Origin of the sequence: Leptolyngbya sp. AS-A5 (assembly GCF_039962495.1) — a bacterium.
Lineage (GTDB): Bacteria > Cyanobacteriota > Cyanobacteriia > Leptolyngbyales > Leptolyngbyaceae > Leptolyngbya.
This window is the reverse complement of sequence record NZ_JAMPLL010000001.1, coordinates 366,933-391,653: the sequence shown is the minus strand read 5'-3', so window position 1 is coordinate 391,653 and position 24,721 is coordinate 366,933. Positions and strand designations below refer to the sequence as shown.

Sequence of the window (24,721 nt, the reverse complement as noted above, 5' to 3'; positions counted from 1 at the left end):
CAAAATGAAACTACAGCACTACATTGGTGGAATTGAAGGATTAGCCCCTTCTAGCTTTGAAAAACGGGTATTTGTTCAACCTTGGGAAAAACGCATCTTTGGCATTCACGTTGCCATGATGGGATTAAGTAACCATCTAGACGCAGTTAAAACTGTCCCGACTCGGTTTAAGAGCTTTTGGACTTGGGGGCATCTGCGTAAAGGTGCTGAAGGGATGAATCCCTTTGACTATTTCAAGTACCGCTACTATGAAAAGTGGTTGGGTGGAATTTCTGGCTTTTTTGTCGAATCAGGCTATGTTTCCAAAGAGGAGCTTGATGCAAAAACGACCGCCTATCTAGAAAAGCCAGACGCGCCCTTGCCACAAGGGGGAGAACCCGCGATCGACAATCAAGTGATCGAGTATTTGCTGGTTGGCGATTCGCCCAAGTGTGATGTTGATATTCAGCCCAAGTTCAAAGTGGGTGATGTGGTCACTGTCGGAAACCCGCCGCCAACGGAGCATTGCAAACTGCCAGGGTATCTACGAACCAAAAAAGGCGTAATTGATGTAGTCTATCCAGGCGCTTACAACTATTACTTTCCAACCGGAGATGGCGTAGGCAATCCGATGCCTATTTATAACGTCAAATTTGACTCTCATGAAATTTGGGGCAATTTGACTGAGCCGAAAACGTGGATCTATGTGCAAATTTTTGAAGCTTATCTAGAAGATCCAGCTTAACTTCTGTGGAACTGATAAAGGACAGGAATCATGACTGAAAGTATTGATCGCGAAACTTATAGTGCTGCTCGTGTGAGGGCGTTGGAGTCGCTCCTGATTGAAAAAGGAATTATTACCAGTGAAACTGTTGATAAGGTCGTTGAGTTCTTTGAAAAGGACATGGGGCCATTTAACGGCGCGAGAATTGTGGCAAAAGCCTGGATTGATCCAGAGTTTAAGCAGAAACTATTAGAGGATACGCCATCCGCGATCGCATCAATGAATTTCCCACGTGGTATGGCAGGAGCAGAAGGCGAACACATGAAAGCTGTGGAGAACACACCAGGGGTTCATAATCTGATTGTTTGCACAATGTGTTCTTGCTATCCTTGGCCCGTTTTAGGATTGCCGCCCTATTGGTTCAAAGATCCAACTTTCCGGGCTAGAGCCATTCGCGAACCTCGAAAAGTATTGCAAGAGTTTGGTCTAGACGTTCCTGACTCCACTGAAATTCGAGTTTGGGATACGAGTGCCCAGATTCGCTGGTTTGTGTTGCCAGAACGTCCCACAGGAGCCGAGGATTGGACTGAAGAACAGCTTGCTGCGATCGTCACTCCCGAAGCAATGCAGGGCGCAGCAAAAGTAGTTGTCCCAGCTTAAAAACATTGGAGGATCAGATGCACGTCAAGTTTGAACAATTCGCGGCAGCCAGTATGCTGGTTGATCCGAATGCACCCCCTCGAAATAACGGAGAACTGTTATTTGAAAGGCATTGGGAAGGACGCGCTTTTGGCATGGCGATCGCGCTCTCGAAGAAAGGTCACTACGAGTGGGAAGAGTTTCGCCAGCAATTAATCGCGTCGATCGCAGAGTGGGAAGCCACGCATTGTAAGGATGATCCAGACTGGGATTATTACCAGCGTTGGTTGTTGGCACTAGAGCGACTAGCGTTGGACACGAATTTAATTTCGCTAGAAGAGCTAGAGCAACGAACGACTGAATTGGTAAAAGATTGCTTCTAGTTCTTCCGTTAAACAACACGCATGATCTGTGAGGGATGAATGATTCAACACTGTAAGGCTTCTCGATTCACTGCTTTCAACCAAAGTATTCAGACAAAAGGATTCATTGTTCTAAGCGCCATGAGTGTGCTGCTCATGACTTCTCCAGCAATGGCGCATCATCCAATGGACGGGAAAACGCCGAGTAACTTCTGGGAAGGATTTTTGTCAGGATTAGCACATCCCTTGATTGGTGTCGATCACTTTGCTTTTATCGTGACGATCGGGTTATTAGCAGCCGTAAAACGACAAGGAGCGGCAATCCTGATCGCTTTTATGGGGTCTGCGATGGGCGGAACCGGGATACATCTTCTCGGTTTCAATTTTCCAGGAATTGAACTATTGATCTCCGGAACAATCCTGCTATTTGGCTTTCTGCTGACTCAAAAGAACGATTTGAAAGCAATCACTGTCCTGAGTACGATCGCGGGCGTGTGTCATGGATATGCTTACGGCGAAGCGATCGTGGGGGCACAGATGACTGCCGTATTCGCATATTTATTAGGTTTCACTGGCATTCAGTTGGGTATTGCGGCGATCGCCTTTAGACTAGGCAAAGTGTTGCTGGCACGCTCTGGACAACCGCAATTTTTCGACAGCTTACGATCGACGGGGTTCGTAGTTTGTGGGATTGGAATCTCGCTTCTGTTCTCTCAGATTGTAGATGTCTCTGTCTCATTCCTAAAAGGGTAATTCAATTCGACGGCACATCACAGGCGCTGCGAAGGTAGATTAGAACAAAGCCAATCTAGAAGGTTGACCAGTTTCCGACTCATTACCGTCGAGCGCGTTGAGAGTCTTGATCAATGCGGCTTGGTTTTGTTGCAGTGAATGCAGCCGTGAATGGGTCGCATCCAAGCCCGAAGCCTGTGAATGTGGCAGTAAAAGCGTTGAACATATTGCCTGCTGGCAGTCCCCCGATGGATAGAGAAAATCAGTATTAACCCAGCACGTTAAAGTTCGATTGGGTGCGGCTTGGATCAAATCAGCATCAACGGTTGCAACAACGATCGCATCTTCAAACGTTGTGACTCCCTGAAATAATAAGAGATTTAATCCTGATGTCAGTAGTGTAACTTTGGTTCTTTCTACAGGTAGATTAGCTGATGTGCTAATCGATTGTGTTCCTCGATCAAAGTCGGAAGATCAATCGTAGTGATTTTTCCTTGATCAACAATCTTTCGACCATTGATAAAACTATAGTCTACAGTATTGACCTGGCAGAAAATCAGTGCTGCTACTGGATCGTGAAGCGCCCCTGCAAACTCCGGTCGATCGAGATTGATGGCAATGAAATCGGCTGACATTCCCGGTGCTAGATAACCAATGTCGTCACGCCCTAAAACCTTTGCGCCTCCAAGCGTTGCCAGTTCTAGCGCCTCCCGTGCCGTCATTGCAGCAGCATCTAACTCTCGGACTCGCGCCATTAAAAATGCAGTCCGGGCTTCATTCAAGAGATTCGAGGTGTCATTTGAGGCGGAGCCATCAACCCCTAAGCCCACGGGAACATTATGATGAAGCATCTTACGAGTCGGAGCCAGCCCGCTTGCAAGTCGCATATTACTACAAGGACAATGCGCCACTCCGGTTCCAGTTTTGCCAAACTGTTGAATCGCTTTATCGTCTAGCTGCACACAATGCGCGTGCCACACATCAGAACCAATCCAACCCACTGAGGCTGCATAGTCTCCAGGGGTCATACCAAAGGTCGCTAAGCTGTACTCAACATCAGAGGTGTTCTCAGCCAAGTGAGTATGTAATCGAACACCGGAGTACGATCGTGCCATTGCTGCCGATTCTCGCATTAAGTCTTGCGTTACAGAGAACGGAGAACAGGGTGCAAGCGTAATCCGTAACATTGCATGACGATCGTTGTCATGATATTGCTCAATCAATCGTTGGCTATCTTTCAAAATATCTGTTTCTTTTTCTACTACCGAATCTGGTGGCAGTCCTCCCTGACTTTCCCCCACGCTCATGCTGCCCCGACTGGCATGAAACCGCAGCCCAACCGCTTGCACTCCCTGAATCTCATCATCAAGCGTACTACCATTCGGATAGATATAGAGATGATCGCTTGCGGTTGTACAGCCCGATCGAATTAACTCAACGGCTGCCATCTGAGCGCTGATATACACGGCTCTTGGAGTGAGCTTTGCCCAGATTGGGTAAAGAGTTTGCAGCCATTTGAACAAGTCACAGTTCTGAGCGGCGGGAACAGCACGGGTGAGCGTTTGATAGAAGTGGTGATGTGTGTTGACAAGACCGGGAAGCACCACAGCTCGATCGCTCAGATCTAATACTTCATCTGCGGTTTGCGGTAGTTCTGCTGTGGCCCCAACTTGCTCGATTACATTGTCTCGAATGAGCATTGCTGCATTGCGAACTTCCCGTCGGGTTTTATCCATTGTGACTAAGGTATGGATGTTTTTAACAAGCAAGGTAGGCATAAGATTCGATGCGTTTGATTGACAGCAATGAGCGATCGCTAACTGTTCAAGACTCACACCTATTAAGTTGTTAAGTGTCAAACTGTTTGATCATGCTGTCATCCAGAATTACAGCCTTTTCCAGGCAGGTTTTTAATCTTCAGCAATTCTTTAACATCAGCTCGAAAAAAGATACTAATCCAGGCCGATCAGGTGCTCACCAAACTTTGAAAAAGATTGCTTGGCAAACACCATAAACACTTCGTAGTTAACTAAAGATAGATTAATTAAAGATGGGCGATCGCTTCTCCAAATCGAATTTGTAGCCACTCGGCAGCACATGAAGCGTTGCACCACAAAACGCTAAATCCTCGTCCGGTAACAATGCTTCAATGTTATTGTGTACCACCGTAGATTCATCGACGATCGTCACTGCACCCTCGCCGATCACTTCTACAATCTTGCCGTTGACGACGATCGCAGTATTTTCATCAATTCCAAAGCCCAGACTGGCAGGCTGTTGCGCCAAAGCGGAAAGCAACCGTCCTAAACGTCCGCGCTGTGCGAAGTGTTGATCAATCACCACATTCGGCAAAAATCCCATGCCGCGATCCATCTCAGCCACTTCGCGTCGTGGATTGGTTTCACCTTCACCGACCACAATCATCATATCGGGCATCATTGCTGCACCTGCGCTGGTTCCCGCGATCACAGCACCTTCAGAGAAGCGTTTGTGTAGCATTGCTTCGAGTTCTGTATCTTTGAGGCATTCTGTAATCCGGGCTTGATTGCCTCCGGTAAAAAAGATTCCGGTCGCTTGGGTAACATCCTTGATCGCTTTTGGATCACCGGCATCATCACGGTGTGCAGTATCAACCACTCTGACATCTTCTGCACCCAAGCGGCGAAAAATTCCAATATATTGTTCTCCAACTTCGCCCGGTAATCCGGTTGCAACCGTCATCACTACAATGCGTGACTGAAGCCCGCCCGCACGGCGCACAAATTCCCGCAGAATCTTACATTCTCCTTCTTTGTCTTCTGCACCCCCAATAATCACAAGTTCTCCATGTGTTTCTGGCAGTGCTACGCTCTCTTGGGCTTGAGTGTCAACCTGACTCACCATAACTATGCTCCAGTCGCAATATCAATTAATTCAACTCAAGCACATCCAGGCAAAACGCCATCACAACCAAATGGTAGATTTCGATACACTTTAAGCTCAGTTCTGAGACTGAACTTTTTGAGACTGAACTAGTGTGGTCGAGACTCATTCGATCGCCGACGATAGCTTTCCATCATCAACATCAACCCCAGTCGGAATTGATTAAAGCTCGTCATTTCCGGCTGCATTAAGTTGATTAAAAATGCTTTGGCTCGTTCTAACGGCAAATGTCTCGGTTTACCTTTATAAACAATTTGATACTCGCCTTCATATTCGCCATCGCCATAGCCTGAAATTAAGTGCAGATGGAACGCTTCTTCTGCTAAAGCATGAACTTCTTCCCGTAGATGATCTGTAGAGATAGTCATACTATGTTTCCTTATCTTAACTTAGTTTGGTTGTAATCATTTTGAGTAGGGTTTGTCACCCTGCCAGGGTTCTACGTCTTCTGATGTTGAAGAAATATCTACAGATAGACGCGATCGTTCCGCTCACTTAAGTACAGTCTCAACGTAGAGATGAACGGAAATCTTATGGTGCTCGATCGCGTGTCTGAAGTTAGCCGAGTCAATGCAAGAAAGACGGATGCGTTTGACATCTTCAACATTCGCTATTACATGGGTGCAAATCCGTATCTATCAACGGCAGCGACCATATTTGATTTTGCACAAACTGAACATCAAAGTGTTCTACCGTTAGAAAAGTACGTGAATGCCATCAGCGATCGCTATCCTCATTTCTACGAGATCTCGTTCAAATCTCATGCTGATTTATTCGCTCAAACGGTCGCCCACCTGAGCCAGCTTGAGATGGAACTGCATTTACAGCATTGGAATCTGAAAGCTTATCCAAAGTTCGATCGAATTGCGATCGAAACGCTACACGCTCGTACCAGTCGAGAAATTATCTTTTCAGCTTGGGATTGGTTTGAGGCAATTACACAAGGGCGAGATTTCGAGATTGGTGATTATATTGAGGTGCTACAGGCACAGTTTCGTCGATCGACCTATGGCGGCCCTACAGTTTATGCACTGCTGAAGTCGGCGCATTCCCAGGGAATTCCCGCTTTCTATCTGTGGGATGAAGGCTTGATGCAATATGGATATGGTCGTAAGCACGTTCGAGGGATTGCAACCACGTTTGATGGTGATAGTCATCTTGATTCAGATTTCACAACGCGCAAAGATGACTGTAAAGCATTCTTGAGTACACTAGGCTTTCCGGTACCTAAAGGAAGAATTGTGAGTACCTTCAAAGAAGCTCAAAGTGCAGTCGATCGACTAGGCTATCCGGTTGCAGTCAAGCCTGTGGTTGGACATAAAGGTATTGGTGTTACTGCAAATATTCGCAGTGATGAAGACTTAGAAGCTGCATTCGATCGAGCAGTAGATGCCGTTGAACCGGAGCATCCGGTGGAAATCATTGTTGAGCAGAGCATTGAGGGTAGTGATTTTCGATTACTGTGTGTAGATGGTAAGTTTGTTGCCGCAACTGAGCGCCGTCCAGCTTCAGTGATTGGAGACGGTAAATTAACCATTTCAGAACTTATCGCTCGTGCGAATCGCTCTAGTGAACGTAGTGATACTCCGACTTCACCGCTTGGAAAAATTAAAGTTGATGATGCAATGGAGCGGTACTTAACTGAGCAAGGCTTTTCATTAGACAGTGTGTTAGAGCGCGATTGTGAAGTTTATCTCCGCAAAGTTGCCAACCTTTCTTCAGGCGGACTGAGCATCGATGCCACTTCAAACATTCACCTGGATAACATTGTTTTAGCGCAAGATGTCGCTCAGCATTTTCGCTTGACTTGCTTAGGAATTGATATCATTACTCGCGATTTGAGTCGCTCTTGGAAAGAGGGCAACTTTGCAATCATTGAGATTAATGCGGCTCCGGGTGTGTTTATGCACATGAAGCCCTCTGTGGGTCAAAGTGTTGATGTCACCACTCACATTCTCAGAACATTCTTTCATGCAGGTGATAATGGTCGCATCCCAATCATTACGTTCAATCGCGTCACCCTTCCAGAACTACAAGAAGCGATCGCTTACATTCTCCGGCATCATCCGCACTGGACAATTGGAGCCGTCTGTCAAGATGGAGTATTGATCAATCACTCTGAAAAACCATTGCACTCAGACTACAACACCAATGTTCAGAATCTCTTGCGGCATCCGAAGCTAGATTTGCTGATTGCTGAATATCCTGAATCAGTTCTCGATCGCGCTGGAATGTTCTACACCAATAGCAATCTGGTGATTTTGAATGATCCCACTGACATTGAAATGATGCTGACGCGGGACATCTTTGAAGATACGAGAGTGGTGATTAAGCAGGGAAGTACGGTTTCAACTCAGCATCAAGGATTGATCGAACAATTCTCGCTGAGTGCAGCAGAAGGATTCAGCCGCGTTTATCTAGAAGCGATCGCCGCACTGATCCTACCTGCTTAACCTACAATCACACTAAAACAAGTTGGTGGGCTGAATGTGTCGGGAGTTTGCCCGCACCAAGCAGTTATCACTCGTTCTTAGCCAGGGCACACCATTTGAGGTAGTCATTGCCAGCCCAGAACGATCGCGATAGGCAGCGATCGGTGTTCCAGTTTTGTAAGTCTTTCTGATTGCACCATTCGGTGTTGCGCGACAGTTGAGAACGCCATCTGCTGACACGACCTGCCAACCACGCCAAGTGGTAGACTGGGTGCCACCATTCCACTGATTGACGATCGTAGGCGTAAAGTCTCCTCGCGCATCTGGACGGGGCAGCGCATCGACCAACCTCAGCGTCGTGGTCTGCCCGATCGCCGGACAAGCTTTTCCACCTGTGACTTTCCAGGTTACCGAAAACGTTTGACTGGGGCGATTGTTGAGAATGTCGATCGTGCCTGTACAGACTTGCTCCGCTCCTCCTCCTGAGCGAATGTCTCGAAACGTTCCCTGATAGCGCGACACTGCACTCTCTGGCACTGGAACTCCGGAGACATTCGCCGATCCAATCCAGTCTCTACCTTGAATTCGAGTTACATACTCAACGATCGGTTTCCCATTGCTTTCATCCAGCACAAAGCGAGTTTGTCCGGTTTGTGTAGTGTAAACGGCGGCGGAGGCAGCCATCGGAAAGGCAAGCGACAACGCACTCACCGCCAAAAGATAGCGGTATTGCATGAAACAGTCCTCTAATTTATTGTTCGTTGAAAACTACGCCTGCACGGTTTGCCGTTACGGAAGCAGTCAATAGAGTTTTACAATGCTCAAAAAAGAATAATAGAAAGAGTTCCATCAACACTGAGCCGCTAACTAGCAACCATCCGGCTTTCAAAATTCCTAGCTTCGTGTTCCTAACCCCTCAATCTTTCTGCCGGGCTGCTCGATCGATCCTTCGATCGGCTCACTGCATGGAGCATTCACCTTTTCATCGATCGTACTTTTAGGCTTTTCGCTACTAGATGCCACCCACGGCAACCAAATCCGAAATGTACTGCCCTTATCGGGGACTGACCAGAACGACAGCGTTCCCCCGTGCATTTCTGCCAAGCGTTTCGTCAGGGCAAGCCCTAACCCAGTCCCCTCGTGCTTACGAGTCATGGATGAATCCACCTGCTGGAAGGGTCTAAACAGCAAGTGCCACCGATCTTTTGGAATGCCAATGCCAGAATCTTCGACTTCCAGGCAAAGATAAGAGGTTTCTTGATTAATCGGGCTGCGATCGGGGCGCACATCCTGAACGAGTTGATAGCCGTAGCCGATTCGCGCTACCAGCGAAACCGTTCCCCCTTCGGGCGTAAATTTCACTGCATTCGATAAAAGATTCAGCAGCATTTGGCGCACCCGCAATTCATCTAAGGGAACGCGATCGCAATCGGCATTAAGATGCAGCATCAGCTTTAATCGTTTCAGATCAGCAGTCGGCTGCACCATCTTGAGGCAGTCTTGACAAAACTCGCGAATCTGGATCGGTTGCAGATTGAGTTCGGCTTTACCCGCTTCGATTTTGGCAATATCAAGCAGATCGTTAATGATTTGCAGCAGGTGCATTGCCGAACGATCGGCTTGCTGAAGAAACTCTAGTTCTTCTTCGCGGCTATCACACAATCCTTCACGGACTAATCGCACACAGCCAATGATTCCATTGAGCGGTGTCCGCAATTCGTGAGAGGTGGTGGCTAGAAACTCGCTTTTCACCTGATTGGCAGACTGTGCCTCTTGCCATGCGGCTTCTAGCTCACTGGCTCGCTCTTCTAGTCGTTCGACCATATTATCGAGCGCTTCTGCAAGATAGTTGAGTTCGCGCACTTTAAAGTTTTTTGGAGCGCGTTCGCCGTTGAATCGTTGCCGAATTTTCAGCGCGTATTCGCTTAACTGCTCGATCGGAAGCGCTAAATCACGAGTGAGGTAGATCGTAGCGAGCAAAATCGCCGTTAAGAGTCCCACTGTCAGGATTACCAGCACTTGTTTGATGTCTGTCAAACCGTAGAGCGCACTATCTACTGAAGTGGCTGCCAACACTACCCAAGTCGAAGATTCCCCGCTTTTCAGCGATACCTGAATCGCGCTGCCGCCTGCCATCCATTCTGCACCGTTCTCTTCAAACAGAACGGGATCAAGCGATTCTTGCTGATTGGTGGCACGATCGCCCACCGTGCTATTGGCGATTACAGTTTCAAACGCGCGTTGAAGCTGTTCTGCGTTGGCTCCTTGGCGGATATTGCGTCCGATGCGCTCGGCCATCGGGTGTGCCAAAATGACTCCAGAATCGTCAATCACGATGGTATAACCCGTTGTCATCGCGTTCAGCGCGGGTTCCGGCTTTGAGTAGAGAGATGCTTGGACACTCAGCGCATATTGCCCCTCTTGCTTCTCTGATTTCAGTGTTACAGGCGCACTCACCACTAAATTAAGCTGATGATCAACGGATAACTCTCCAGTTTTCGCCGGTGACGCGAGGGCAACCTGAATATGTTTAACATCGACAATATTCGAGGGTGTGGAGTAATTTTGCCAGGGATCAAACGGAAACTGGACGATCGCCTGATTCCCACAAGTGCTGGATCTAACGGTTCCGTCGCTCACGTTGATCAGTTGGACACATTGAAGCGCGATCGGAGAAGAGCGTCGAAGCTGCTCTAGAAAATCGTAGGTGGATTGCGCGGAATTAAGCTGTAGCGCTGAAGAGGTGGCAGCGAGTGCAAGATTTGATCGCAAGTTGGCGATCGAGGTTTGTAGCGCTTCGGCTTTACGAGAGGCGCTGGCAGTGAGATTATGCTGTGCCGTTTCGAGCAGTCCTGCTCTTGCTTTTTTGTACGCGACAACCTCACCAGTCAATAGCACCGGAATACTGAGCAGCAACAAACGTCTCAGCAGGATGCGACGGAATGAGGATTGGGATGACTTCGCCATAAGCCCTTTATAACCGGAGTAAGAGACGCAGCAGCACAGTAGAGCAGCACCGATGATATAAAGTGACGCACAAGTCAAAGCTTACCGCGATCGGGGAATCGCTCGAAAGAGAAGGCAAAGATCAGCGTCATGATCTTGAACGAATTTCCGCTGAAAAACGTTTCTTCACTTTAACGGTGATGAGAGATTTTCGCCATTCTCAATAAAATTTTTCTGGGGAGCGGGGGAGACCGCCCTCATACCCAATCAATTTGTTAATGCTACAGATCCTTTGCCCCCTAAATTCCCCAAATGGGGACTTTGAGAATCCAATCCTTCTTTGGCTTGAAGTCCCCCACAGGTGGGGGATTTAGGGGGCTTGCAAGATCTGTAGCGATTAAAGATCAATTTGGTATCAGATCCGACTTCACTCTGCTTCCGAGTCTCTAGGCATTGAACAAGTTTCAGGCAGTAAAGCGTTATGCCAGATTTAAGCAAATCTATTACGCTGTATGAAGCATTCTAAAGTCTGGTCATGGTTGAACAACTCCAGCCCCGTACCTCGATCGCGTGGATTAATCGAATTTCTGAAGTGCCGCAGGCAGCTTGGGATGCGTTGGCAATGCCGCTCTCAACGCCGTTTCTGGAGTGGGACTGGCTGCATAATATGGAGACTTCTGGCAGTACAACGGCTCGATCGGGCTGGATGCCGAATCATCTGACGGTGTGGCGCGATCGCGAACTAATTGCAGCGGCTCCCCTTTATATTAAGGGACACAGCTACGGGGAGTTTGTGTTTGATCATCAGTGGGCGGATTTGTCGGAGCGGTTAGGGGTACAGTATTACCCGAAGCTGTTGGGAATGTCGCCGTTTACGCCAGCCGAAGGATATCGGTTTTTAATTGCGCCTGGAGAAGATGAGGATGAGATCACGGAAATGATGGTGAGCGCGATCGATCATTTTTGCTCACGCAATCGGATTTCTGGCTGTAATTTTCTCTATGTTGCTCCCGAGTGGCGGACGGTGATGGAGCGCCATGGTTTTAGCTCCTGGATGCACCATAACTTTATCTGGTCGAATCAGGGGTATGAGAGCTTTGATGATTATTTGAATGCGTTTAATGCCAATCAGCGCCGCAACATTAAGCGAGAGCGTAAAGCCGTAGTGAATGCGGGATTGACGTTTAAAGCGCTGACTGGGGATGAGATTCCTCGATCGCTCTTTTCGCAGATGTACAGCTTTTACAGCGATACGTGCGATAAGTTTGGCTGGTGGGGCAGTAAATATTTAACCAAGAAATTCTTCGAGCAGCTTCATTCAACATATCGACATCGCGTGGTGTTTTTTGCGGCATTTGCAGAAGAAAATGACCACCCGATCGGCATGTCGTTTTGTTTAAGCAAGGGCGATCGTTTATACGGGCGCTATTGGGGCTGTAAACAGGAAATTGATTGTTTGCATTTTGATGCGTGTTATTACGCGCCGATCGAGTGGGGGATCAACAACGGGATTCAAATTTTTGATCCGGGAGCAGGAGGACGACACAAGAAGCGGCGCGGATTTCCGGCGACTCCGAACCATTCTTTGCATCGGTTTTATAACGGTCGCCTGTCTCAAATTTTGCGATCGCACATTGATCAAATTAACGATCTCGAACAGCAAGAAATTGATGCAATTAATCAAGAATTGCCGTTCAAGCAACAAACGATCGACTTCAAAATCTAGAATTGATCAGGAGATCCATATTTTTGCTGACATGACTCAAGCTGTTTTCAACCCAGTTGCCTTTGATGATAAGTTGTCGAATCGATTCATTGAACTCGATCCGAGTGGCTACTTTATTATTTATGTCGATCGTGCCTCGCGTTTAATTTGTGCAGAGCATTACACGAACACGATCAACGAGAAGGGCTTAGCGTGTGATCCCGAAACGGGGGAACCGCTCCCTTGCGGTGGTGAACTAAAGCGCAGACCGACAAAGACTTTTAAAGGCAGAACCGCAAAGGAACTGTGTATCGAGGTGTTCGAGAAGCCGGAAACTTGCTGTATTTCTCGATTAGATCATGCTGCTTATTTGGGGCGCGAGTTTGTCAGGGCGGAGCAATGTTTATTGAGCGATCGGGAATACGTGCAGGATTAGTTCAGCGTAGGATGGGCTGAACTTGCAGCAATTTCCTCTAGACTCCCGCTCCAAGTTAGCGCTACGATCCTTTTCCCACCAGAAAGTAACTTGATATGTTGGCAAAACGAATTCTGCCCTGTTTGGATGTGAAAGCGGGGCGCGTGGTTAAAGGGGTTAATTTTGTAGATCTACGGGATGCGGGTGATCCGGTGGAACTCGCGCAGGTTTATAACGAAGCGGGCGCGGATGAGCTTGTGTTTTTGGACATCACCGCAACGCATGAAGATCGAGACATTATTTACGATGTGGTGTATCGGACGGCGGAACAGGTGTTTATTCCGTTGACGGTCGGGGGCGGGATTCAAAATTTAGACACGATTAAGAAACTTCTAAGAGCCGGAGCCGATAAGGTCAGTATTAATTCGGCGGCGGTGCGTGATCCGGATTTGATTAATCGAGCCAGCGACCGCTTCGGCGTTCAGTGCATTGTGGTCGCGATCGATGCTCGTCGTCGGGAAGATCCAACCAATCCAGGTTGGGATGTGTATGTGCGGGGCGGTCGGGAGAATACCGGAATCGATGCGATCGCTTGGGCGAAAGAAGTCGCAGCGCGGGGCGCAGGAGAATTACTTGTGACCAGCATGGATGCAGATGGAACGCAGGCGGGGTATGACCTGGATTTAACCAGTACGATCGCCAATCAAGTTGAGATTCCGGTGATTGCCTCTGGCGGTGCGGGGAATTGTGAACATATTTATCAAGCCTTAACCGAGGGAAAGGCGGAGGCAGCGTTATTGGCATCGTTGCTGCATTATGGGCAGTTAAGCGTTGAGCAGATAAAGACATACTTAAGCGATCGCCAGGTTCCCGTGCGACACGCATAGAATGACTGAACTTAGAGGAGTGTTCCGGTCGCGGCTGATAAGGATTTGCTACCACCAGAATTAGAGAATCTTTCTTTGCGATCGCGCTCAGAATGAAGCTTCTTTTCTGAGCGTCTGTTACAATACGTAAACTATGGTGATAACAATCTTATTCATTGTCATTGCTCTTGTGGCTTGGGCGCTTCATCTTATGCAGGAAGCGATCGAGCAGAAAGAGTTCTCCCTGATGCTAGCTGGCACATTAGTTTCGATGGCAGCTACAGCACTGGTTGGTGTTTACTTTGTGATGGGCAACGTCATGGGTTATGTGAGTCACCTTTCGCCTCAAGAGACCGCAATGAATCAAGAGGCTTATGAATCGGTGGCGCGATATCTCGAAGAACAAGATCAGCTTTACATGGGCGCTTCGGTGTCTCGATCAGTTCCGCAAATTGCGCGAAACATTTCGCCATAAGTTCGGTAGGATCTAATGTTATAAAGTTTTAACAATTGGGGTGAGTTAGACTTGCCCCATTTTTAGTGAGCCATTATGAGTTACTACATTTCTCCCCGCTTCCTCGATAAGCTATCTGTTCACATCACCAAGAATTTTCTATCTCTGCCAAACGTGAGAGCGCCTCTAATTTTGGGAGTTCACGGACGTAAGGGAGAGGGAAAATCGTTTCAGTGCGATTTGGTGTTCGAGCGGATGGGAATCGAAGCCGTTTATATGTCTGCTGGAGAGTTGGAAAGCCCGGATGCGGGTGATCCGGCGCGATTGATTCGGATGCGGTATTTGGAGGCAGGGGAATATGTGAAAGTGCGTGGCAAAATGGCGGTTTTGCTAATTAATGATTTTGATGCAGGTGCGGGACGGGTGGATCAGTTCACTCAGTACACGGTAAACACGCAGTTGGTACATGGAACGCTGATGAATATCGCGGATAATCCGACAAATGTTCAGCTTCCGGGGAGTTATAATTCTGAGCCGACGCAGCGAATTCCGATTATTCTGACGGGGAATGATTTTTCGACGTTGTACGCTCCATTGACACGAGATGGGCGGATGGATAAGTTTTTTTGGGAACCCGATCGAGCAGACCGAGTCGGCATTGTTGGCGGAATCTTTGAAGTCGATCAGGTGGCGAAGAGCGACATCGAGAAATTAGTCGATCAGTTTCCGGATCAAGCGATCGATTTCTATGGCGCACTGCGATCGCGGCTTTATGATGAGCAAATTCGCCGCTTAATTGAAGATGTGGGAATCGATCGCATTTCTCAGCGAGTGGTCAACAGTAACGATCGTCCACCAGAATTCCGCAAACCGGATTTCAGTTTGTCCCATCTAATCGAAGTCGGAACGGCAATGGTACGCGAACAGAAACGACTTCAAGAACTGCGATTAGTTGAGGAATACAATCAAACCGTTCACAATCGTGGACTCGGTGAAATTAAGATGGCACCGCAACCTGTTCATAATGGTGCAACGGTTACCGAACCTGTTCGATCTCAGAGCGCGGTACAAGCATCGAGCAGTTATAACGGTCAGCCTTCGAGTAATCGATTGACTCCTGAAATTGTGAGCGAAGTTAATCGCATTTTGGGACAGGGACAACGGCTCGGAATTGAAGTGGTTGATGCCCGACGGTTTAGGACGAATTCTTGGAACTGTTACGGAATGTTTGAAGGGGATGGGGCGGCGGCAATTTCGGCTTTGGAATCTTGTTTAGATGAGAATCAGAAAAATTACGTGCGGATTGTGGGAATTCGCGATCGACAAAGAGTGATTGAAACGATCGTGCATCGCCCTAGCTAGTAGTTATATGGCTAGTAGTATGCAAGCACCGCGAAATCTTTGGGATGAAGGGCATCTCCTTGAATCTGGTCGTGCTCTCTACGAGTCGATGGAAGATGATCAAAGAGTAAAGTGGGCTGCAAACATCATGCAATTATGTATTGTTCGGCTAAATTCTGTGCCCAAGATTGACCAACTTCTAGAATTTGCTCATAATCCTTAACAGCGGAAAGGGAGCGTGTCACCTTGTTGAGAGAATAGATGTAGTAGGTGTTAAGTAATAAAACGGTTGAACAATTTCATCGCCTGTAATGTCCATCTCGTCGTTCAGATTTTGAATAGTGCGAAAAAATGGTTGGACAATTTGTTCTGTTTTCGACGATTGTTCAACCCATCTTTCTAATAAAACGGTTGGACAATTCCTGAAAACCTTGCACTAAGAGACTTCTAAGCACTGCATTTCCTGAAAAAGTCAATTCAATTTCAGAGCGCGATCGCTCCTTCACTCCCTTCTGAAGAATTGGCAGTGTAGAAGCGCTAAAACTTCTAAGTTATTAAGTTATGCCAAAACTAGAGTATTATCCGAAAAATCAATGAAAACAATATTGCTATAGGAAAATCAAAGGAGTTGACAGTGAAGCGTTTTGGGATCATGGTCGGCTTGTTGAGCTGTATTTTGACCGTATTGCTTTCCCTAAGTTACTTCGATTCTGCTGTTGCATCTCTCGATTCAATTCTTTATACCAAAGCCCAGCAAGCACAATCTGATTTTCTGTCAAAACTGGAAACGATCGTGAACATCGATTCCGGCACAGGATATCAGGACGGACTCACCCAAGTCGAAGATCGGATGATTGAATATCTCCGAGCGATCAATGCCGAGATTGAAATCGTCAGTGCGACTCCTAGTGTTGGACGCAATATTATCGCTACGATTCGGGGAACCGGCACGCGTAAGATTTTACTTCTTGCCCATACTGACACGGTATTTGAGACGGAGACTGCTGCTAAACGCCCGTTCAAAGTGGTAGATAGCAAGGCTTATGGTCCAGGCGTGATGGATGATAAAGGCGGTCTTCTCTTAGGCTTTGAAACCCTGAAGATTCTCAAAGACATGAAGTTTACCGACTTTGAGAAAATTACGTTTTTGATCAATCCGGATGAAGAAAAAGGATCATTTGGCTCGCGTGAGTTAATCAAAAAAATGGCAACAGCGCATGATGTTGCCTTGGTCTTAGAATTTGGCTCTCCAAACGATAAAGTGACCTCATGGCGCAAAGGAATTGGCTATTACGGATTCGAGGTGACAGGTCGAGCAGCCCATGCGGGTGCGGAACCCGAAAAAGGCTGCAATGCCATCCTTGAGGCAGCGCATCAGGCTTTGCAACTCAGCAGAACTAGCAACCCAAAAAAACAAACAACGGTCAACTTTACGGTGTTTCAAGCGGGGGAGCGACCCAATATTATTCCTGCGTTTGCGAAGGTGCAAGCCGATGTGCGGGTCCTGGATGCCCAAGAATACGATCGCCTAGAACAGGACTTCACTCGCCTATCGCAAAACAAACTGCTTCCTTGTAGTGAAATCAAAATCCTGGCAGAACGAGGTCGTCCACCTTTTTCACCCAACGCTAAAACGGATAGGTTAGTCAAAAAAGCGCAAGCGATTTATCAAGAACTAGGGCTTAGCCTTGGTGTAGAGGGCAGTGGGGGCGGTACCGATGGGAACTATGCCGCCTCAGTTGGTACAGCAACGCTAGACGCGCTAGGTCCTGTGGGTGGAGGTGCCCACAGCGCCGATGAATATATCAGCTTGGATCGAATCGCACCTCGTATTTACCTGCTGACAAAGCTTTTGATGGCACTTTGATCATTTCACCAAAGAAACATCAATGCCTCAAGCAGTTTGTTGTGGTCAAGTTTCAAAGTGTATAACACCCTCCAGAGTAGAAATAGCACGATCGACAAGATGATAATCGTGCGTCTATCAGCGGGATTGAAACTGAATACGCCCATAGCCCAAAAATAAGCCAGAAGTTTGATCACCCTCTGGATAAGCAGTCACACCAAATAGATAAACGCCACTATGCCAAGGATTTGCAGTTGCATCGAGCGCCACTGTTACTGTTTGCCCCGGTTGAATCGGTGGATTAAAGGTAACGATTGCCTCACTGGCATCTTTTGGAAGTTCGCCTCCAGTTGCAGCTAACGGAAGTAATTGTCCTTGTGCGGTACTTCCGAGAAAAGCTTGACTACGATTGGGATCAAAGTGGACACGATCGAGATTAGGGTCTTGAACAACCTTAATGCTTTGCAAAGCGGCTCCCGCATTTGACGGAACTGTGAGTGTGAATTCATAGAGTGCTGGACTGTTAGGTGCATAGCTACTTGCTCTACTCGCACTCAGGTAGGGTGCATGATCGAAGTAACCCCGCCCTCCAAATTGCCCTGCTATAGCCGGTGATAAGCTAAACACTACAGTGCTGAATGTAAGTAATGACACAAGGCTCTGTTGAGCTTTCGCGCAAGCTAATTTCGTCAGCATATTTGTTGTCTCCATTTTTTCTAAGTGTGATAGCTGCAAGGACAATCTAAAACAGTGCGATCATTCTTGCTCGTTCTCAGCAGCAATAAATCAATGAAATAAATCAATGAAGCTGCAGCATGAAGGCACGAATGCTGCAGCTCACTCTTATTTGTGAAAAAGTAACCCATTGAAAGAGACTACACCTACACCAGTGATGCCCGTATATACAGCATCATGAGTAGCACTAGGGTAATCAGACTAACAGCGAAGATCAGCAAGCTTCCCCAACTTACTGAATCAGAACTGAGCTTTTGCATAAAAGCTGTGAAACAACCAGGCATTCTCATCTGCTCCTCCTTGATCCATCAAGCGAATCTATTTTTGATGTCGCTCAATCTTAGTAAAGAGAAACTCATCAATTCCTTACGCTTTGGGCTAACTTCTAACAGGGACTTAGAAGCTACTGACTAAGATGACGAATGTGAACAAACAGAGTAGTCCGACTAACATTGCAGCGATCGTTGCATAAGGAGCACGATTGATTTGGTCTAGATACTGATTGGCTTTCTCATCGTTTTCTTCAGGAAGCTAGTTTATAGGTTTCATCGGATTTACCTCTCAACTTGAACTTACAGGAATGTACTATTTGCTGTACTTAACTGTACAAAATTTTCTGCTCTAGCTTATACAATTAGGAGAACCTTGATGCTTGTTCTCAAAAATTTATCAGATACAGTCGGGCAATTTGCGAAAACCAAGCTCGTCTCTGATTGCTGTTAAGATTATCTGCGATTGTAAGAAATTGTTGAGAAGCAACACTCTTCTATCTTCGCAATTAACTTAAATGGTACTTCCGTCTACTCATAAAAATACTCCTGGAAAGCGAGCAGGTGTTCTGTTCTACTCACTTCCCAAAGAGCATAATGTGACCATGCTAAATTGTTGGGTCTTTTTACCAACTGTAGGCAATGTGCAACTTTAAGCTTGGCGGTTGAAACCGCAGCTAGACAAACAAAGTGCACCTGCGTGCACTCACAGCCCTTCTTCTAGATCAGTCCATGAAGCGATTGTGTTTCTTGTCTAGCCGCGAATTCATTACGTTGGGGCACAAAAAAGTTGCACATCAGCTAATTGTTCATCCGTTTTATCACTCCATACAACAACACAATTTGCACAAGCGACTGCTATTCCACGGTGACGCTCTTTGCTAGGTTGCGTGGCTGATCAACATCTAACCCACGTCGTGCGGCAATATGATATGCCAGCAATTGCAGCGGAATCACCGTGAGAATAGGCGATAGCATTTCATCGACATGTGGAACAGGAATCAGCGTATCAAAGGTATCTGCTGCGTCTTGCTCATCCATCGGAGTCACACCGATCAATCTTGCATCTCGCGCTCGTGCTTCCTGTGCATTTGATAACACTTTCTCAAACACCAATCCAGGCATCGCGATCGTTACGACCGGAACCTTCGCATCTAATAATGCAATCGGCCCATGCTTCATTTCGCCTGCGGGATAGCCTTCTGCGTGAATATAGCTAATCTCTTTGAGTTTTAAGGCTCCCTCAAGCGCGATCGGGAAGTTGATGCCGCGCCCTAAGAAGATAAAGTCCTGTGTTTCAGCAAAATCGTGGGCGAGCTCTTCGATGTAGCGCTCTTGGCTTTCGAGAATTATTTCAATTTGTGCGGGGAGTTGGCGTAATCCGTTGAGCAGTTGTTCAATGGCTTCGGGCGATTTTGCTTGGCGGCGGAAGGTTAGATCGATCGCTAAAGCGTAAAACGCCATTACCTGAGCGACAAAGGTTTTGGTGGCCGCAACACCGATTTCAATGCCTGCATGAGTTTCGATGATGTTGGGAACGAGCTGACCGAGTGAGCTTTCGGGGCGGTTGGTGATTCCCAGCAATCTAGCTTCTAGATCAGTGCTGAGTTTGGCTCGACGATCTTTTTCCATTGCTAAGGCTGCTAAGGTGTCTGCAGTTTCACCGGACTGAGTGACTCCGATCGTTAAAGTATTCGGAGTGAGGGGTGAGGCAGAATAGCGGTACTCAGACGCATAATGCACTGAAGTTGGAACTCCGGCTAATTGTTCTAGCAAGTATTTCCCGACTAAGCCAGCGTGCCAACTGGTGCCGCATGCAATTACCTGAATCTGTTGTAGGTTGTCAAGCAATGTGTTGGGAAGACTTAGCTTCACAGGAGAGGTCGCGGTGGCGGCTGTCCAATGTGTATCAAAATAAGCTTCTAAACAAGCCCTGACCACTCCGGGTTGCTCATAAATTTCTTTGAGCATATAGTGTTTGAAGCCTTGCTTTTCCACCATTACCGGATTCACATCTAAGGTGCGGGGCTTCTTCTTCAGGCGTTGTCCTTCAAAGCTGTAGATTTCAACGCCGATCGGAGTCATTCTGGCCAATTCGCCGTTTTCGAGATTCAGCACGGCGCGAGTATAGGGAATTAAGGCAGGCGTATCGGATGCACAGTAGAATTCACCTTGACCAAAGCCGAGAACCACGGGCGCTTGCTGACGCGCAACGATTAATTCATCGGGATAGTCCGCGCAAATAACCGCGATCGCAAATGCCCCGTCTAGTTGTTTCACGACTCGCCGCACCGCTTCGAGCAGAGGAAACTCAGCCGAGAATTCTGCTTTGCTCAGTTCTTCTGCAATCAAATGGGGAATGACTTCGGTATCGGTGTCTGAGCGAAATTCAGTCCCGCGACTTTTTAAGGCTTCGCGCAGTTCGCGATAATTTTCGATAATGCCGTTTTGAATCACCGCAATCCGCATGTTCATATCCATGTGCGGGTGGGCGTTGTATTCTTCGGGTTTGCCGTGGGTTGCCCAGCGAGTGTGAGCGATTCCGGTACGGGCAGGATTGGTTTCGCCTGCAAGTTTTTCTTCGAGATTGTGGAGTTTGCCTTTTGCCCGGACACAGTGAATTTCACCGTCTAAGATTGTAGCAATTCCGGCAGAATCGTAGCCCCGATATTCCAATTTCCGAAGCCCTTCGAGTAGGATTCCACTCGCTTCTTGAGTGCCGATATACCCGACAATTCCGCACATAGCTCACTCCTTAACTGAGGGACGTTATCCCCGATAATTTAGCCTGAGTTTTGGCAAGATACCAGATAAAATTTGGACATTTCGCAATCGCTTGTAAGAGAATTTATAGAAATACTATCGTTTCAGCAGTTGCTTCACGGTTTCTAGATACTCAGGTGCGATCGTAATTCCGGAACCCGGAGTCGGATCAATGACAAAATCGCCGATCGTGTCGATTGCACGTTCGTTAATTGCATCGATCAGAAGTTCGGGCATGGTCAAATTGGCTTCGGCAATTTGCTTCAGGGTGGCATTGGGGTTGAGTTGGTGGGCGATCGCGCTCAGGGCTTCGAGTTCGGGAGGCTGTAATTGATGCAGAAAGGTTTCCCATTCGGATGCGGGCTGGGAATTGGGATTGGGTTCGAGCTCACGGCGGAGGGTGGAAAGTTCGAGATCGAGATGTTCTTTTTGCACGCGGCGATCGAGAATTTGCTGTTCGAGTTGACCGAGTTCACCTTGGAGCGAGGAAATTTGGGCTTGGAGATTACCGATCGCGCCTTGAAGCGATTTTGAGCTACTTTCGACTTGTTGGCGCTTGGGTTCAGCCGAGGCGAGAAACTGATTTAATTCAGCCCGGTATTTTTCTAGTTCTTTGACTTTTGGCTGTAAGGTTGCAATTTGTGTGTCTAATTGTTGTCTTTGAGAAAGTAGCGCATTCACTTCTTTTGTGAGTTCGGCTTTTTGGCTTTGCAGTTCTGCAAGTTGTGCTTGGAATTGATTCAGTTGTGCTTGTGTTGTTTTTAGACCCAGTTCAGCCCGCTGCTTTGCGGATAGGGTGGCAGACAGTGATTTATTCAGTTCGGCTTCTTTTTGTTCGAGTTCTTGCAGCTTGGTTTGTAGCGCGTAAATTTGATTCGTGGGTGAGGCTTGCGGAGAAGTGAGATTCCAGCTTAATTCCTCTTTTTGCTGCCAAAGATTTGAACTTTGGATCTGAAGATTTCGCAATTGGGTTTGCAGTGCGTTTAAACTATTAGAAACCTGATCGCGCCCTTGAGTCATCAGAACCAGCGATTCGTAAGTTTCAGCCCGCCGCCGTTTTAGCGCCCGAATATGTCCGGTTAATTCTTCTGATCGACGATACAGCGCTTGGCGATGCTGATTTTCGGTGATTGCCGCTCCGACAAGGCTTGCAAACAGCGTTACAACACCATTAATCACTGATGTCCCAAAGTTGCGTGTGATCAGCAAACTAATTGCAAAACTCACACCCAAGGCAATGAGACTCAGTAATAAACGACTTTTGAACATAGTGCGGTTACGCGGAAGGGCTGTGCCTGACCATTTTATCTAACACTTGTAAAATCAGAACCGCGATCGCAACGGTTGCCACCAAACCTAGCCAGTAGCCACTGGCGATCGTTCTGGTTTGATCGAGTGCCCAACCGCCGATCGGCGGCCCGATAAAGTAGCCCAGCGCCCAACACTGGGAGTTCACAGCCAAATAGACACCGCGCAGCGATTCAGGCGCAATATCGACCACCAGTGATGCTGCCGAAGGCATATAGGTGACGATCGCAAATGCCAACATTACAAACGTCGCGATCGCCCACCCTAAGTGCGTTTGCGCTACAGCTCCGGTTGCCCAGACCAGAGCGAATGCTGCTGCCCAAAATCCTGCTGAAATCATCAAGACCTGAGTTCGACTGAATCGATTGAGAAACCGAGCGATCGGCAACTGCGCCAGCACTGAAAGCGTTAAATAACCCGTGTACAATGCGCTGATTGTGGTCGGTTCAAAGCCCTTGTCTGGCGCGATCCGCACAATGTTAGTTAGATATAGCGGCAAAGCACTATCGATCTGCACAATGTAGGTTGTAAACATCGTATTGACGATCGCAAAAATCATCAGTCGGCGATCGCTGAGTGCGATTTTCCAGCCGCTCCATTGAGAATGGGGGCTGATCGATCGGTTCGTCTCTTTAATCAGCCAGTAAATGACAACAAAAAACACTAGGAATGAGATGCCATCAATCACAAATAATGCGCGATACAATCCTGTTGCGCTGATCAACAATCCGCCGAGAACAACTCCAATGCCTAATCCCAGAGCATCGGACAAGCGTGTGATCGAGTAGGCTTCATTGCGCTGCTCTGGTGTGGTTAAATCTGCAACTACGGCTTCTGTCGCGGGCCAGTAGGTTCCTGTTCCCAGGCCCATTAACAAGTTGCCCAGCACAAAGGTTGGGAAGTCATAGGCGATCGCCAGTGCGAAAGATGCGATCGCGCTAATCAGTGCCGACAGGAGTAAGGTTCTTCTCCGTCCCCAGAACTTAGAATCTGCAAATGTCCCCCCCAAAGCACGACCCACCACTCCCGAAACGGCTGCGCTCCCGATCCCGATTCCTACCGAGGTTGCGGACAGCCCGACCTGGTTAACAAAGAAAATCGGTGCGTAAAATAGCGTGAATCCTGTTCCGACTTGAGATAACAATCGCCCAAATGCGAGTAACCAAACCTGGTGCTGAAGACGCGGCAAAAATCCCATGAAACCCAAACTCTTTCAATACTGCTGTTCAGTGTAGTGGAGAAATTTATCAAAACCGACTTGCATAGAATCCGATCGCCGTCCCTATTCCTCAGATGTAATCGTATAGAGGAAAGACTGATGAACGCTCGTACACTGTTGAACTTGGCTTTAACGATCACGGTTTCTGCTCCCGTTGCGCTTCCGGTTTCAGCTCAGGTCGTCGTTTCTAACACAGCCTCTATCTCTAGATCTCAGTCCGGTACAATCATTCCTCAAACGGCAGGAGTCGTCATTAAGCTTCCCGGTGCAGTGAATGTTGACGTGGGACAAAAACAAGACTATCCCTTAACCGTCCCGTTGGCACAACCGCTGATGGATCTGCAAGGAAACGAAGTAGTTCCGGCTGATACGCCCGTCTCGATCAAATTAAAGCCAGAAAATGGTGGAGCGCGAATCGTAGCAGAAGCGATCGTCGTTCGCGGTCAGATTGTCCCGATTCAAGCGACCACGGCGGTGATTCCGGGCAATACGATCGAGCAAGTCAGCGGTGCAGAGCGTGCCCGCGAAAATAGCGGCGTTTTTGGCAATCTTTTGGGGTCTGTTATGGGTGCAACTGCTCCGAGTAGCCGCTCTACTGATATGTTTGAGCGTGGAGGAATGATTGGAGGCGCGATCGGGATTCTCAGTGGGATGTCTTCTCCCAAAAATGTTCGGGTTGTGCAGTTGCCTGCTGCTAGTGTCTATGTGCTGTCGCTGCAAGCTCCGATCGCGTTGCCGATGGGTGCAGTTGCTCCGAATGCTTCACCCACAAACCCACCGCAAGCACCCTCACAACAAACCCAGCCACAATTCAACTTCCGAAACAGCGCCGAATACAACCAAGGCATCGAAGCCTTAATTAAAGCATTCAAGCAAGGGCAACTGCCGAAAGCCGAAGCCCGTCAGACGATCGTTGCAGCCGACCAATACGCAGAAACAATGGCTCCAAAACTTTACCCATTAGCAGGCTTACGTCGCCAAGTGGGGCATCTGTTCGATTATACTTACGCCATTGATCGTTAATCCATTCAGTGCTGTAGCGCTCTGCTTCAGCTGCATTCTAC

The 24,721-nt window shown here is 47.7% G+C and carries 21 protein-coding genes and 1 pseudogene; 13 read left to right on the top strand and 9 right to left on the bottom strand.

The window, feature by feature from the left end:
• Positions 1 to 4: 4 nt before the first annotated feature.
• The 5 genes from nthB to NC980_RS01930 all read left to right on the top strand — a co-directional run bounded on the left by nthB (position 5) and on the right by NC980_RS01930 (position 2,708).
• Positions 5 to 724 carry a nitrile hydratase subunit beta gene (gene nthB / locus NC980_RS01950; RefSeq protein ID WP_190378784.1) on the top strand — a complete coding sequence of 240 codons (720 nt, stop codon included), beginning with the start codon at positions 5 to 7 and terminating at the stop codon, positions 722 to 724.
• Between the two features lie 30 nt (positions 725 to 754).
• Positions 755 to 1,363 carry a nitrile hydratase subunit alpha gene (gene nthA / locus NC980_RS01945; RefSeq protein WP_190378783.1) on the top strand — a complete coding sequence of 203 codons (609 nt, stop codon included), beginning with the start codon at positions 755 to 757 and terminating at the stop codon, positions 1,361 to 1,363.
• Between the two features lie 17 nt (positions 1,364 to 1,380).
• Entirely contained in the window at positions 1,381 to 1,725 is a 345-nt protein-coding gene (locus NC980_RS01940) for a nitrile hydratase accessory protein (RefSeq protein WP_190378782.1), read from the top strand.
• A gap of 135 nt (positions 1,726 to 1,860) precedes the next feature.
• Positions 1,861 to 2,457 (top strand): HupE/UreJ family protein, encoded by a 597-nt coding sequence (locus tag NC980_RS01935; RefSeq protein WP_348253898.1) that lies wholly within the window; start codon positions 1,861 to 1,863, stop codon positions 2,455 to 2,457.
• Positions 2,458 to 2,570: 113 nt separating this feature from the next.
• Entirely contained in the window at positions 2,571 to 2,708 is a 138-nt protein-coding gene (locus NC980_RS01930; protein ID WP_190378780.1) for a hypothetical protein, read from the top strand.
• Positions 2,709 to 2,852: 144 nt separating this feature from the next.
• Here NC980_RS01930 and NC980_RS01925 read toward each other — a convergent pair whose 3' ends face one another.
• The 3 genes and pseudogenes from NC980_RS01925 to NC980_RS01915 form a co-directional block, all read right to left on the bottom strand.
• Positions 2,853 to 4,214: an 8-oxoguanine deaminase gene (locus tag NC980_RS01925; RefSeq protein WP_190378779.1), complete on the bottom strand. Its 1,362-nt coding sequence runs from the start codon at positions 4,212 to 4,214 to the stop codon at positions 2,853 to 2,855.
• A gap of 262 nt (positions 4,215 to 4,476) precedes the next feature.
• Complete coding sequence (locus NC980_RS01920; RefSeq protein WP_190378778.1) at positions 4,477 to 5,319, bottom strand: cyanophycinase; 843 nt, start codon at positions 5,317 to 5,319, stop codon at positions 4,477 to 4,479.
• 224 nt (positions 5,320 to 5,543) lie between these two features.
• A pseudogene (locus NC980_RS01915) lies at positions 5,544 to 5,726 on the bottom strand (hypothetical protein); the annotation flags it as partial.
• A gap of 165 nt (positions 5,727 to 5,891) precedes the next feature.
• On the opposite strand from NC980_RS01915, the gene NC980_RS01910 reads away from it, so the two are divergent.
• A complete protein-coding gene (locus NC980_RS01910) occupies positions 5,892 to 7,811 on the top strand; it encodes an acetate--CoA ligase family protein (protein WP_190378908.1) in 1,920 nt (639 codons plus the stop codon).
• A gap of 12 nt (positions 7,812 to 7,823) precedes the next feature.
• Here NC980_RS01910 and NC980_RS01905 read toward each other — a convergent pair whose 3' ends face one another.
• Positions 7,824 to 8,525 carry a hypothetical protein gene (locus NC980_RS01905; RefSeq protein WP_190378777.1) on the bottom strand — a complete coding sequence of 234 codons (702 nt, stop codon included), beginning with the start codon at positions 8,523 to 8,525 and terminating at the stop codon, positions 7,824 to 7,826.
• 159 nt (positions 8,526 to 8,684) lie between these two features.
• Positions 8,685 to 10,757, bottom strand: a complete 2,073-nt coding sequence (locus tag NC980_RS01900; RefSeq protein WP_190378776.1) for a sensor histidine kinase — start codon at positions 10,755 to 10,757, stop codon at positions 8,685 to 8,687.
• A gap of 514 nt (positions 10,758 to 11,271) precedes the next feature.
• Here NC980_RS01900 and NC980_RS01895 point away from each other — a divergent pair.
• From NC980_RS01895 to NC980_RS01870, 6 genes are all read left to right on the top strand, one after another.
• Entirely contained in the window at positions 11,272 to 12,462 is a 1,191-nt protein-coding gene (locus NC980_RS01895) for a GNAT family N-acetyltransferase (protein ID WP_190378775.1), read from the top strand.
• A gap of 31 nt (positions 12,463 to 12,493) precedes the next feature.
• Positions 12,494 to 12,877 carry a DUF4346 domain-containing protein gene (locus tag NC980_RS01890; protein WP_190378774.1) on the top strand — a complete coding sequence of 128 codons (384 nt, stop codon included), beginning with the start codon at positions 12,494 to 12,496 and terminating at the stop codon, positions 12,875 to 12,877.
• Between the two features lie 95 nt (positions 12,878 to 12,972).
• Positions 12,973 to 13,743 (top strand): imidazole glycerol phosphate synthase subunit HisF, encoded by a 771-nt coding sequence (gene hisF / locus NC980_RS01885; protein WP_190378773.1) that lies wholly within the window; start codon positions 12,973 to 12,975, stop codon positions 13,741 to 13,743.
• 133 nt (positions 13,744 to 13,876) lie between these two features.
• A complete protein-coding gene (locus NC980_RS01880) occupies positions 13,877 to 14,197 on the top strand; it encodes a hypothetical protein (RefSeq protein WP_242027131.1) in 321 nt (106 codons plus the stop codon).
• 75 nt (positions 14,198 to 14,272) lie between these two features.
• Entirely contained in the window at positions 14,273 to 15,538 is a 1,266-nt protein-coding gene (locus NC980_RS01875) for an AAA family ATPase (protein WP_190378772.1), read from the top strand.
• Between the two features lie 613 nt (positions 15,539 to 16,151).
• Positions 16,152 to 17,384 (top strand): glutamate carboxypeptidase, encoded by a 1,233-nt coding sequence (locus NC980_RS01870; protein WP_347272953.1) that lies wholly within the window; start codon positions 16,152 to 16,154, stop codon positions 17,382 to 17,384.
• Between the two features lie 117 nt (positions 17,385 to 17,501).
• On the opposite strand, the gene NC980_RS01865 is transcribed toward NC980_RS01870, so the two are convergent.
• The 4 genes from NC980_RS01865 to NC980_RS01850 all read right to left on the bottom strand — a co-directional run bounded on the left by NC980_RS01865 (position 17,502) and on the right by NC980_RS01850 (position 23,636).
• A complete protein-coding gene (locus NC980_RS01865; RefSeq protein ID WP_190378771.1) occupies positions 17,502 to 18,059 on the bottom strand; it encodes a DUF2808 domain-containing protein in 558 nt (185 codons plus the stop codon).
• Positions 18,060 to 19,225: 1,166 nt separating this feature from the next.
• The gene (gene glmS / locus NC980_RS01860) at positions 19,226 to 21,112 is read right to left on the bottom strand and encodes a glutamine--fructose-6-phosphate transaminase (isomerizing) (RefSeq protein ID WP_190378770.1); all 1,887 of its coding nucleotides are present in this window, start codon (positions 21,110 to 21,112) and stop codon (positions 19,226 to 19,228) included.
• Positions 21,113 to 21,226: 114 nt separating this feature from the next.
• Positions 21,227 to 22,399: a tellurite resistance TerB C-terminal domain-containing protein gene (locus tag NC980_RS01855; RefSeq protein WP_190378769.1), complete on the bottom strand. Its 1,173-nt coding sequence runs from the start codon at positions 22,397 to 22,399 to the stop codon at positions 21,227 to 21,229.
• Positions 22,400 to 22,406: 7 nt separating this feature from the next.
• Entirely contained in the window at positions 22,407 to 23,636 is a 1,230-nt protein-coding gene (locus NC980_RS01850) for an MFS transporter (RefSeq protein ID WP_190378768.1), read from the bottom strand.
• Between the two features lie 120 nt (positions 23,637 to 23,756).
• On the opposite strand from NC980_RS01850, the gene NC980_RS01845 reads away from it, so the two are divergent.
• Positions 23,757 to 24,680, top strand: a complete 924-nt coding sequence (locus NC980_RS01845) for a hypothetical protein (RefSeq protein WP_190378767.1) — start codon at positions 23,757 to 23,759, stop codon at positions 24,678 to 24,680.
• Positions 24,681 to 24,721: the final 41 nt, after the last annotated feature.